10 protein-coding genes and 1 tRNA gene are annotated in these 9,955 nt (G+C 58.0%); 6 read left to right on the plus strand and 5 right to left on the minus strand.

Annotated features, from left to right (window positions below):
* Positions 1–77: 77 nt before the first annotated feature.
* Both AKJ29_RS10650 and AKJ29_RS10655 read right to left on the minus strand, forming a co-directional pair.
* The gene (locus AKJ29_RS10650) at positions 78–1,703 is read right to left on the minus strand and encodes an alpha-D-glucose phosphate-specific phosphoglucomutase (protein ID WP_055190721.1); all 1,626 of its coding nucleotides are present in this window, start codon (positions 1,701–1,703) and stop codon (positions 78–80) included.
* A gap of 40 nt (positions 1,704–1,743) precedes the next feature.
* The gene (locus tag AKJ29_RS10655; RefSeq protein ID WP_055190724.1) at positions 1,744–2,175 is read right to left on the minus strand and encodes an Lrp/AsnC family transcriptional regulator; all 432 of its coding nucleotides are present in this window, start codon (positions 2,173–2,175) and stop codon (positions 1,744–1,746) included.
* A gap of 114 nt (positions 2,176–2,289) precedes the next feature.
* Here AKJ29_RS10655 and AKJ29_RS10660 point away from each other — a divergent pair, with 114 nt between their 5' ends.
* The gene (locus tag AKJ29_RS10660; RefSeq protein ID WP_055190726.1) at positions 2,290–3,447 is read left to right on the plus strand and encodes a type III PLP-dependent enzyme; all 1,158 of its coding nucleotides are present in this window, start codon (positions 2,290–2,292) and stop codon (positions 3,445–3,447) included.
* 15 nt (positions 3,448–3,462) lie between these two features.
* On the opposite strand, the gene AKJ29_RS10665 is transcribed toward AKJ29_RS10660, so the two are convergent.
* Together AKJ29_RS10665 and metF are read right to left on the minus strand one after the other, a co-directional pair.
* Positions 3,463–3,942, minus strand: coding sequence for a PaaI family thioesterase (locus AKJ29_RS10665; protein WP_055190728.1), 480 nt, complete (start codon positions 3,940–3,942; stop codon positions 3,463–3,465).
* Positions 3,943–4,175: 233 nt separating this feature from the next.
* Complete coding sequence (gene metF, locus AKJ29_RS10670) at positions 4,176–5,042, minus strand: methylenetetrahydrofolate reductase [NAD(P)H] (RefSeq protein ID WP_055190730.1); 867 nt, start codon at positions 5,040–5,042, stop codon at positions 4,176–4,178.
* Between the two features lie 99 nt (positions 5,043–5,141).
* Between metF and AKJ29_RS10675 the strand changes: the two genes are divergently transcribed.
* The 3 genes from AKJ29_RS10675 (at position 5,142) to AKJ29_RS10685 (ending at position 7,334) form a co-directional block, all read left to right on the plus strand.
* Positions 5,142–6,044, plus strand: a complete 903-nt coding sequence (locus AKJ29_RS10675; protein WP_055190732.1) for a LysR family transcriptional regulator — start codon at positions 5,142–5,144, stop codon at positions 6,042–6,044.
* A gap of 122 nt (positions 6,045–6,166) precedes the next feature.
* On the plus strand, positions 6,167–6,955 hold the full coding sequence (locus AKJ29_RS10680) for an inositol monophosphatase family protein (protein ID WP_055190734.1): 789 nt from the start codon (positions 6,167–6,169) through the stop codon (positions 6,953–6,955).
* A gap of 175 nt (positions 6,956–7,130) precedes the next feature.
* Positions 7,131–7,334, plus strand: coding sequence for a Flp family type IVb pilin (locus AKJ29_RS10685; protein ID WP_055190736.1), 204 nt, complete (start codon positions 7,131–7,133; stop codon positions 7,332–7,334).
* Positions 7,335–7,620: 286 nt separating this feature from the next.
* On the opposite strand, the gene AKJ29_RS10690 is transcribed toward AKJ29_RS10685, so the two are convergent.
* Complete coding sequence (locus tag AKJ29_RS10690; protein ID WP_055190739.1) at positions 7,621–8,382, minus strand: rhomboid family intramembrane serine protease; 762 nt, start codon at positions 8,380–8,382, stop codon at positions 7,621–7,623.
* Between the two features lie 120 nt (positions 8,383–8,502).
* Here AKJ29_RS10690 and AKJ29_RS10695 point away from each other — a divergent pair, with 120 nt between their 5' ends.
* Positions 8,503–9,054: a tetratricopeptide repeat protein gene (locus AKJ29_RS10695; RefSeq protein ID WP_055190741.1), complete on the plus strand. Its 552-nt coding sequence runs from the start codon at positions 8,503–8,505 to the stop codon at positions 9,052–9,054.
* 236 nt (positions 9,055–9,290) lie between these two features.
* Positions 9,291–9,376 (plus strand) — tRNA-Leu (locus AKJ29_RS10700).
* The last annotated feature ends 579 nt before the right edge of the window (positions 9,377–9,955 follow it).

Here is a 9,955-nt window from a genome sequence, read left to right on the forward strand (position 1 = left end):
GGCGCGGGCCCGCTCTCTTTTCCTTGTCTCAAATATCCTTGGGTGAGGGCGCAGCCCGAGGGGCAACGCCCCTTCGTTCAGCTGATCACATCGGGGCCGCTGCGCCCCGACGCCTGCCGGATCCCCGCAATCTGTTCACAGGCGGCAATCACACCCGCAAGAGCGTCCTGCGCATCATGTGAGTGATCCCCCTGCGGCCCCTCGTAGCTTTCCAGATAGACCCGGATGGTTGCCCCTTCCGTGCCGGTCCCCGACAGGCGCATCATAAACCGTGCGCCGCACTCAAAACTTATGATTAATCCCTGGCCGCTGGTTTCACTGCCATCCACCGGATCGACATAGGAAAAGCTTTCGGCGCGCGCGACTGTCAGTGCTCCAAATCTCTGCCCGGCAAGGGTGGGGAACTGAGCCTCAAGACCGGTCATCACCCGGTTGGCGATGGCGGCATCCACTGCCTCGTAATCATGGCGCGAATAATAGTTGCGCCCGAACCGCGCCCAATGCGCGGTCAGGATGTCGGCGACAGGCTGTTTGCGAACGGCGAGAATGTTCAGCCACAAAAGCACGGCCCAAAGCCCATCTTTTTCGCGGACATGATCCGAGCCGGTGCCTGCGCTCTCCTCTCCGCACAGGGTGGCACGTCCCGCATCCAGGAGTGTGCCGAAATACTTCCAGCCGGTTGGGGTCTGAAATGCGTCGACCCCCAACGCCTCCGCCACGCGATCCGACGCGCCCGAGGTGGGCATGGAACGGGCAATTCCCCTGATGCCGCCCGCATATCCCGGTGCCAGATGCGCATTGGCCGCCAAAACGGCCAGGCTGTCGGATGGGGTGACGTAAATCCCGCGCCCCAAGATCATGTTGCGATCCCCATCCCCATCGGAAGCGGCGGCAAAGTCCGGGGCATCCGGCCCCATCATCAGATCATAAAGAGGTTTTGCCCAGACCGGGTTGGGATCAGGATGTCCGCCGCCAAAATCCTCGCTGGGGGTGCCGTTCAGCACGGTTTTGCGCGATGCCCCCAGCCGGTTCACCAGGATCTCATGGGCATAAGGGCCGGTGACCGCATGCATGGCGTCAAAGCGCAACGAAAACCCGCCCGCAATCAGGGCGCGGATTGCGTCGAAATCAAACAGGTCTTCCATCAGGGCAGCGTAGTCGGATACCGGATCGACCACCTCGATCTCCATCTCTCCAAGCTGGCTGATGCCGATTCCGGAAAGGACCGGGGCGTCCCGGTCAATCAGATGATATTCCGAGATATTTTGGGCCGCCTTAATGATGGCATCCGTCACCGCCTCGGGGGCGGGACCACCATTTGCGATATTGTATTTCAGACCAAAATCACCGTTGGGTCCCCCCGGGTTATGGCTGGCCGACAGAATGAAGCCGCCATCAGCCCCGCATTTGCGGATCAGGTGGCTTGCCGCCGGTGTGGACAGGATGCCATCTTGCCCGACAATCACCTTGCGCACACCATTTGCTGCCGCCATGCGCAGGATCACCGCGATGGCCTCTCGATTGAAGAACCGCCCGTCCCCGCCGACCACAAATGTCTTTCCCGCAGCCCCCACCGCATTCAGCGTGGCCTGCACATAGGTCTCCAGATAGCCGGGGGCCGAAAAGACCGCCGTTTTCTTGCGCAGGCCCGACGTGCCGGGGATCTGACCTTCGATCGGAGAGGTGGGGACGGTGATAATCATAAGGTGGCCTCGTTACGGAATGACATTGTTTTTTCGTGGTTTACCCCAGGCGATCTATCCGCGTCGAGAGGTGGATCAGGCTTTCTGACCCCTTGACCCCGTCGATTTCGCCGATGGCATCCAGGGCGAGATCGAGCTGCGTGGGCGAAGATGCGGCCAGTTGCAGGACCATATCAAACCGCCCGGAGGCCGTATGGGCGCGTTCCACCTGGGGCAATGTCTTGAGGCGGGCGACCACGGCCACTGTCGATCTCGGCTCGATCGAGATCAGCACCGTGGCGCGAATCAGATCCCCCCGTGCCTCGTCGCCAAGTTTCAGCGCATAGCCTGCGATGATCCCCTTTTCCTCCATCCGTTCAATACGGGCCTGTACTGTTGAGCGCGCAAGCCCAAGACGGCGGGCCAGGGTTGCCACGGGCAGGCGGGCGTTTTGCTCAAGTTGCGCTATAAGTTCGCGATCGGTCTCGTCCATTTGTTTCCTCAAGGTGTCATTTCGCCCGTTAATTAATGCCACATTGCTCAGTATGACACTAGAATCTGACGGCGCACAGCGAAATACTTAAATCAACTCGCGCAAGAGGATCACATGAGCAAGCAACCTTCCATTTGGACAACAGTCCTGTCACATCTGAAACTGGAGGCTCCCAAAGGGCCCGTCCTTTATTTTGCCCCTGCAGTTCTTCAGGCAACTGCGCGTCGGTTTGTTCAAGGTTTTGATGGGGTTGTGACATATGCCGTCAAAGCAAACGATCTGCCGGTGGTGTTGGAAAACCTCGTGGCAGCCGGGCTGAGCGCCTTTGATGTTGCCAGCCCGGCCGAGATGAGGGCGCTTCGGGCGGTCTCACCGGATGTGGTGATGCATTACAACAATCCCGTGCGCAGCCCCGAGGAGATCGACTTTGCGGTTGAAATGGGGGTGGCGTCCTATTCGGTGGACAGTCTTCGTGAATTTGAAAAACTGCGCAGGCGCGTCCCGCCCGAGGGGATCGAGATGTCCGTGCGTCTCTGCCTTCCCGTGGAAGGGGCCGCTTATCATTTTGGCGAAAAATTCGGCGCGGACCCGGAACTGGCGGCGGAGCTGTTGAAACAGGTGGCCGCGGCGGGGTTTGTCCCCTCGATGACGTTCCACCCCGGAACGCAATGTGCCGATCCCGCCGCCTGGGTGCATTATATCGAAGTCTGCGCGGATATTGCCGAGGCGGCCGGTGTCACGCTGTCACGTTTGAATGTGGGGGGCGGATTTGCCGCCAACCGGGGCGTGGCTCCGGATCTGGAACGCATCTTTGATGCCATTCACGATGCCGTCGAAAAAAGCTTTGGCGCAACACCCCCGCAGCTTGTCTGCGAACCGGGGCGGGCGATGGTGGCGGATGCCTTTACGCTGGCCACACGGGTCAAGGCGGTGCGTGACAACGGGGATGTGTTTTTGAATGACGGAATTTATGGCGCACTGGCTGAGGCCCCACAGATCGGCACGGTGAACCGGATGCGATGTCTGCGGGCCGATGGGACGGGATTTGAGGATGCCCTGACACCACGTGTGATCTATGGGCCAACCTGCGATTCGATCGACCGGTTGCCGGACCCGATGCCTTTGCCGGAAGGATTGGCTGAAGGCGACATTGTGCTGTTTGACGGCATGGGCGCCTATTCCTTTGCCATGGCGACACGGTTCAACGGGTATGGGGTGTTGGATCTTGTGACGGTGCAGGATCTGCAGAACTTATCGTCTTGGGGGGGCTGAGGGGTTTCCGGGGGATCAGGCCCTTTTCATGATGATGCAAGTGGTGGAGCCGGTGGCGTAGAGCCGTCCATCGGCCACGCCGCGCAGCTCGCCAATCGCCACACCGGTTGATCGTCCGCTATGCTGCGTGATGCCAATTGCCTCCACCTCGGTGCCGGGGTGAATGGGGCGGACGATATTCACCTTGTATTCCAAGGTGGTGTAAACTGAACCTCGTGGAACTTTGGTCATCACGGCGCAGGCCATGCAGCTGTCCAGAAGTGTGCCATACCAACCGCCATGAACCGTTCCCATCGGATTGCAGTGATCAAATTCGGGGGTGCCGCGAAACGCGACTTTGCCGTCTTCGACACTGTGCAGATGGTAGTTCAACCCGGTGGAAATCGGAGGCCGGGGCAGGGTTCCCTCAAGCATTCCTTGCATGAACTCTAGCCCGGATATCCGGGTCAGAGCCTCTCCGGTCAGGAGCCCGTCCATGGAAGTCGCTGTATACATGATGGCTCCGTCTCTCACATTTTGTCGGTAATCCTGTTGCGGTTTCAGAGTGGGAGGTTGGGCGTGCAAGAGGCAAGTGTGACGCAGCGGCGCCGGATACAGGGGCGCATGTGCAGGCGGATGTCATCGGAACAGATGCCGGAAGAGACACTGAAAGTGACAAAGGGCGTCACAGCACATGTGACGCCCTTCATGGGGGGCTGGATCGCCCTCCCAGCAATGAACTAGCCCGATCAGGCCACGTTTTGCAGCTGCACCTTGGGGGTCACACCCAGCGCATGACAGACGTCGCGTGTCAGGGCAGGTTTGTTCAGCGTGTAGAAATGCAGGTCCTGAGCCCCCTCATCCAGCAGGTCAGAGCAGAGCTCGGTGCAGAGCGCCGTTGACAGCAGATCCTCACGCCCGTCCCGCTTGGCCTTTTCAAACGCGTCTTCCAGCCAGGCCGGAACCGATGTGCCACAGCGGGTTGCGAATTTCTTCACCCCATTCCAGTTTTCAATCGGCAGGATGCCGGGAATGATCGGTGCGGTGATGCCGGCCTTTTCACAGGCATCGCGGAACCGCAGGAAGGTGTCTGCTTCAAAGAAGAACTGGGTAATGGCAGAATTCGCCCCCGCGTCGATTTTCTTTTTCAGCCAGTCCACACAGGCCTGCAGGCCATCTGCTTCGGGATGCGGTTCCGGGTAGGCGCCGACACGGATATGGAAACCCCCCGCATCCGCAAGGGCTTCGACCAGTTCAACCGAGCTGGCGAAACCGTCCTGATGGGCGGTGAAGCCCTGGCTGCCCTTGGGGGGATCTCCTCTCAGGGCAACAATCTCGGTCACGCCGACCTTGGCATAATCCCGGGCGATCTTAAGGGTGTCTTCGCGGGTTGCGTCCACGCAGGTCAGGTGGGCGGCGACATTCAGGCCATATTGCTTGTGGATCACCCCCACTGCGTCATGGGTAAGGTCGCGGGTGGTGCCCCCGGCGCCATAGGTTACGGACACAAATTTCGGGTCCATCGGGGCCAGATCGTGCACAGTGTCCCAGAGCCTCCAGCTTGCTTCCAGCGACTGGGGCGGAAAAAACTCGAATGAGATATTCGGCGTGGTCATTTTGGCCTCACGATATTGAGAATTTCGATATCCGCCTTGTGCCCGAAAATTATTTGTGAGACAAATTCATAATTCTCAAAAAGAATATGAGGTTCTTGCATGTATCTGGAGTTTCGACACCTGCGGACCATCCGCGCGATCCATCAGGCAGGAAATCTGGCACGGGCGGCGGATATGCTGCATATCACCCAGTCGGCGTTGAGCCACCAGATCAAGGGGTTGGAGGATCAGGTTGGGATGGAGCTGTTTCATCGCCGGACCAAGCCGATGAAGCTCAGCCCGGCGGGAATGAAACTGCTGCGCCTGTCCGAACGGGTGCTGCCCGAGATTGCGGCGGTGGAAGAGGAGTTTCGCGCGTTGCAGGAAGGCCGCTCCGGGCGCCTGCATATCGCCATTGAATGCCACGCTTGTTTCGACTGGCTGTTTCCGGTGCTGGACAAGTTGCGCCACGCCTGGCCTGAAGTGGATCTGGATATCCGGCAGCGGCTGGCCTTTGACGCGATCGAGGCGCTGCGACGTGAGGAGGTGGATCTTGTGATCACCTCTGATCCGGTGGAGATGCCCGGCATCACCTTTTCACCACTTTTTGACTATGAACCGCGATTTGTGGCGGCATCCGGCCATCCGCTGGCGGACCGCCCGTTTATTGAGGCGGAAGATTTCGAAGAGGAACTTGTGCTGACATATCCCGTGGAACGCGCCAAGATTGACCTGTTCACAGCCCTTTTGACACCGGCGCGGGTTGAACCGCGCGCGGTGCGACAGGTCGAGATGACCGAGATGATCCTGATGCTGGTCGGGGCAGGGCGGGGGGTTGCGGTGATGCCGGATTGGGTCTTGCGCAGTGCCAAGACAAACCCGGATTTCGTGACCAAACGCCTGACGGCAAACGGGCTGTTCAAACGCATGTATGCGGCCACACGCGAAGAGGACACCATGGTGCCCTTCATGGCACATATGCTGCGCCTGTGCCGGTCCGAGCCGGTGAAATTGCAGCGCTGAGGGGGGCTTGTCATGAAACGCATAGCTCTTATGCGTTTTTCACGGCACAAACCGCATAAGAAAACTTGGCAACTGGCCCGTCAGGGCTTATACGCGCGATCTGATACAAAGGAGCCCTCCCCATGCAATTCAGCGCCAACCTCAATGTGATGATCACCGCCGCCCGCAAGGCGGGTCGCAGCCTGGTGAAGGATTTCCGCGAGGTCGAGAACCTTCAGGTGTCGATGAAAGGGGCGGGGGATTTTGTCAGCCGTGCCGATATTGCCGCCGAAAAGATCATTCGTGAAACGCTGATGGAGGCGCGGCCGAACTATGGCTGGCTGGCCGAAGAGGGCGGAGAGATCGAGGGCAAGGATCCGACCCGTCGCTGGATTGTTGATCCGCTGGATGGCACCACCAATTTCCTGCATGGTCTGCCCCACTGGGCGATTTCCATCGCCCTGGAACACAAGGGTGAAATCGTCGCCGGTGTGATCTTTGATGCCGCCAAGGACGAGATGTTCATGGCGGAAAAAGGTGCTGGCGCCTGGCTTAACCAGTCGCGTCTGCGCGTGTCCGGTCGGATGCGGATGATCGAAGCGATCTTCGCCACTGGCCTGCCCTTTGGTGGGCGTTCGGACCTGCCGGAAACCTTGCAGGATCTGGCGCGCCTGCTGCCTGCCACGGCCGGTGTGCGCCGGTTTGGTTCGGCGGCGCTGGACCTCGCTTATGTTGCTGCCGGTCGGTATGACGGGTTTTGGGAACGTCGCCTGCACGCCTGGGACTTGGCAGCGGGCCTGGTGATTGCAAAAGAAGCCGGTGCGCTGGTCGAACCGATCTCCCCCGATGGGAACATTCTTGACGATGGTGAACTGGTTGTTGCTAACGAAGCCCTGTTCGAGAAATTTGCCAAAGTCATCCGCGACGTTTGATCAAGCCGATCTTTGCCGTTTGTCTGAACCTGCGCTGGATGAGATGTCCCGCGCCGGGGATGTGGATCCTGGATTTCCTTGCCTCAGGCTGAAAGCGTATTCAGGTCAAGGTGCATCTTAAAACTTCCGCAACCGTTTCACAGTTTGGCCCCATTTTGACGCCATAAATTGCGGTATGACTTATTTTGCCCAAACCCCTGCGTGCTTGCGCCGCCTTTTGCAGAGCGAAGATGGTGCCGTTACTGTTGATTGGATCGTTCTGGTTGCCTTGATCGGGTTGATTGGTATGGGGGTGGGGACTTCGGTCACGACCAATGTGCCGGGCAAAGCCGAAGAGATCAGCGCGTTCATCTCCAAGCATGATTTTGGTCTGGACTGATCCGCTTTGGATTGGAGCAGTCTGGATTTAAAGCGTTTCGACTTTAACCTGAGACAGGGGAAAATCGAAACGCTACAAGAGGTATCAATGTTGTGTACGTTTCGGAATAAACATGTGTGTCAAGTTTATCCCGAAACGCTTTAGATAGAGTGAACAGCCTGACGGGCAGTACTGGGCGGGTCGCGCTCTGGCCAGGCCCTTTATCGGTGTTGACCTGTGGCAGGTGGTGTCCCCGTGGCTTATTGCTGCGGGTTTTTTTGATGGGGAAGCCATGCTCCGCCAGCTGTCACCTTTTATCGCCTCGCTCAGATCGCCGAACCTGTGGGATCCGGCTTTTTTGAAACCGATAATGGGCGACAGGATGATCCGGGTGGCCGAAGGTGATCCGCCAGTACTCGGGGCCGCCCAGTCGATACCAGAAGGGCAGCATGGCAACGAACCCCACGGCAAACCCACCGATATGCGCCCAATAGGCAACGCCCCCCTGAGCGTTGAGACTGGCCACGCCACCCCAGAGCTGCAGGGCCAGCCAGATCAGCAGCATCAGCCAGGCCGGGAAAGGGATTACCTTGAAAAATATGACAATAATGAAAAGAACATCGACCTGTGCGCGGGGAAATAACAGCAGGTAGCCTCCCATGATCCCGGCGATTGCCCCAGAGGCGCCGACAATCGGAATGGTGCTTGCGGGATCGACCAGCACCTGAAGCAAGGTCGCCCCAACCCCGGCGGCCAGGTAAAACAGCAAAAAACGCAGATGCCCGAGGATATCTTCCAGATTGTCTCCAAAGATCCACAAAAACAGCATGTTCCCAGCGAAGTGCAGAAAACCCCCATGCACAAACATCGAGGTGAACAGGCTGCTCCAACCTTCCCCCTGCAAGATCGCATGGGGCACGGCGCCATAGCCGTAATAAACCTGCGCCAGGGCGGCCTCGTCGCCGCGAAGTGGCCACATGGCCAGAAAGACCACCAGATTCACTCCAAGCAGGCAGAAGGTGACATATGGCACGCGCAGGGAAGGGTTATGGTCGCGGATTGGTATCATGGGGGGATACAGGGGGTTTTTTGAAGGAGGGTCAAGCCCTTTCCCTTTGATTTCCCCACAGTTTCCTGCTTTGACGATACTGTGATTTGCCCGGATATACCTGTGTGATAAGCTGTCCCTATGCGCTTGGGGACCTGTCTTCTTTTCTGTTTCACACTTTGGCCCGCTCTTGGGCAGGCCCAAAGCTGCCCGCCACCCAATGATATTTCCGTCAAGATCGACGGGTTGCTGTCTGAGGTGCAATCTGCGCGTTCCGACCGTGAAGCGGGGCCAATTGTTACGCAGATGTGGGTGCTTTGGAAAACGGCGCCCGATGCGCGGGCGCAGGCGTTGCTCACCGAAGGTGTCGAGGGGATTCGCCTGACGGATTATCGGGCTGCCGAAACCGTTCTTGGCCAGTTGATCACCTATTGCCCGACCTACCCTGAAGGGTTCAATCAGCGCGCGTTCGCCCGGTTTCTGTCCGGGCGCTATGATCTGGCGTTGGAGGATCTTGATGCGGCGCTTGCGCTTGATCCGCGCCATGTGGCTGCCCGGGCCGGGCGGGTGCTGACGCTGCATGCGCTTGGGCGCGCGGACGAGGCGCAGGATGAATTGCGTGCCGCGCTGAAGCTCAATCCCTGGTTGCCTGAACGGCATATGCTCATGCGTCTCCCCGGGATCGAACTGTAACCCCCAATTGCGCTTGCCCTTGCCAGCCAAATCGGTATTGTCGCGCCACCAACGCGGATGTGTCTGACAGACCTGTCCGCTATCCCGCGGGACCGCGTGGTGGAATGGTAGACACAGGAGACTTACAATCCTTGCGTCTGTGCGTTAAAATGCATACGGAACAAGGCGTTGCAACGAGAAGACTGTTTTCAGGCCCGATATAGGCCCGGAACTGAAAATTAAAGACAACGCCAGATGCGGGCGTGATGGAATGGTAGACATACCAGACTTAAAATCTGTTGGGCAAATGCCCGTGTGGGTTCGAGTCCCACCGCCCGCACCAAGATATTGATTTTTATTATATTTTTGCTTTTTGGGTAGCAGCCAACGTCATTGCAAAAAGATGGCAGTACGCTAGAATTTAAATAGTTTTCCAAGTGGACAGTTCATGACGCTAGATGTTCGAGGCAGCCTCAAAAACACCAAGTTGAGCAAAAACCCTTACGTCGTCTTTGAGGAACTGCTTTCCAACGCAATTGACTCGTTTCTCATTCGGAGAGATGCCGATACGGCAGTATCAATCTCGAAGTCACATTCGCCGTCGAATTCTGGCCTTCTGATCTTTTGGGAGACGAGATTGACCTCAAAGTGACGTGTTCGGACAATAGATGTGGTTTGGGTGGCGAACAGGCCAACGCCTTTCTGACGAAGGATACTTCATACAAAGATGATTTAGCCATCTCTGGTATCGGGAAGTGCTGAGCCTCCCCCTTTGAAGTGGTCCGCCCCTATAGTTAGGCTCAGGCCCCATTAATCGGCTTGAGATCGCATTGGTCGCATGCTTCACCCCCCCAGACTTTCAGGGGGTATCATGAGCAATCTTTTTTGGCTGACCGACGAACAGATGGCGCGGCTGCGACCG

The organism is Aliiroseovarius crassostreae, assembly GCF_001307765.1.
Classification (GTDB): Bacteria; Pseudomonadota; Alphaproteobacteria; order Rhodobacterales; family Rhodobacteraceae; genus Aliiroseovarius; species Aliiroseovarius crassostreae.

Coding starts and splice junctions, on each gene's coding strand:
- AKJ29_RS10650 (WP_055190721.1), bottom strand. CDS start 1,703: ATGATTATCACCGTCCCCACCTCTCCGATCGAAGGTCAGATCCCCGGC.
- AKJ29_RS10655 (WP_055190724.1), bottom strand. CDS start 2,175: ATGGACGAGACCGATCGCGAACTTATAGCGCAACTTGAGCAAAACGCC.
- AKJ29_RS10660 (WP_055190726.1), top strand. CDS start 2,290: ATGAGCAAGCAACCTTCCATTTGGACAACAGTCCTGTCACATCTGAAA.
- AKJ29_RS10665 (WP_055190728.1), bottom strand. CDS start 3,942: ATGTATACAGCGACTTCCATGGACGGGCTCCTGACCGGAGAGGCTCTG.
- metF (WP_055190730.1), bottom strand. CDS start 5,042: ATGACCACGCCGAATATCTCATTCGAGTTTTTTCCGCCCCAGTCGCTG.
- AKJ29_RS10675 (WP_055190732.1), top strand. CDS start 5,142: ATGTATCTGGAGTTTCGACACCTGCGGACCATCCGCGCGATCCATCAG.
- AKJ29_RS10680 (WP_055190734.1), top strand. CDS start 6,167: ATGCAATTCAGCGCCAACCTCAATGTGATGATCACCGCCGCCCGCAAG.
- AKJ29_RS10685 (WP_055190736.1), top strand. CDS start 7,131: ATGACTTATTTTGCCCAAACCCCTGCGTGCTTGCGCCGCCTTTTGCAG.
- AKJ29_RS10690 (WP_055190739.1), bottom strand. CDS start 8,382: ATGATACCAATCCGCGACCATAACCCTTCCCTGCGCGTGCCATATGTC.
- AKJ29_RS10695 (WP_055190741.1), top strand. CDS start 8,503: ATGCGCTTGGGGACCTGTCTTCTTTTCTGTTTCACACTTTGGCCCGCT.